General features: G+C 62.4%; 1 protein-coding gene. It reads right to left on the bottom strand.

Annotated elements, in window-relative coordinates:
- Window positions 1-9 precede the first annotated feature (9 nt).
- On the bottom strand, window positions 10-843 hold an 834-nt coding region (locus KJQ96_RS38560; RefSeq protein ID WP_213291166.1), incomplete at its 5' end, for an AraC family transcriptional regulator.

Here is an 843-nt window from a genome sequence, read left to right on the forward strand (position 1 = left end):
CGATTGCTGCTAACGCACGCGCCGCCGCCAATCGCTCGGGGTTTCGCCGGTCATCTTCCTGAACGCCGCAGCGAAGGCGGTCTGCGACGAATAGCCAAGCGCGGCCGCGATCGAGACGACGGATTCGTCAGTGTCGCGCAGCATGTTCATGGCCTGCTCGAGCCGGTGCTGGCGAAGCCAGGCATGAGGTGAAAGCCCGGTGCTTTCCTTGAAGGAGCGGCAGAAGTGGAAGCGCGACAGTCCGGCATCTGACGCCAGCGCAGCGAGCGAGACGTCCGCGTCGCCGTCCGAGCGCAGGCGTTCGATGGCGCGGAGCAGGACCTTCGGCGCCAGCCCACCCATGGTCGGCTGGAACGTGGCTGGCGAGCCGGTGTGCGCAGCCAGGAGGCGTGTGGCCAGGAGGTCGGTCAACTGATGCCTGAACAGCATATCCAGGGCCCCATTGCCCTCCAAGGTATCCGCTGCACTCAAGAGCAATCGGGACGTAATGGGGTCGGGATACGCCGTTCGCTCCAGGAGATCGGTCGGTGATGCGATCTCGGCTTCGTCGGCAACGCGTTTCAGCATTGCGTGAGGAAGATAGAGCTGAACGACATCAACAGGTTTCGGAATATCCCACCGGGAGCTTGATCCTTCCGGAATGATTATCACAACCCCGCGACGAAACGTTCCAATCGCAACCGATCTCCCTGTCCGCCGCTCCATGCGCTGCACCGTGCCGTTGTAAGCCATGATGACGTGATGGGCCATGGGTTCGACGACGTCGTGCAATGGGTCATGTTTCCAGTGGGCGATCCCGCTACCGGAGGCATCCAAAGCCATGTGAAATGGCGTGGTCCCGAG

The sequence above is a fragment of the Bradyrhizobium sp. sGM-13 genome (assembly GCF_018398875.1).
Lineage (GTDB): Bacteria > Pseudomonadota > Alphaproteobacteria > Rhizobiales > Xanthobacteraceae > Bradyrhizobium.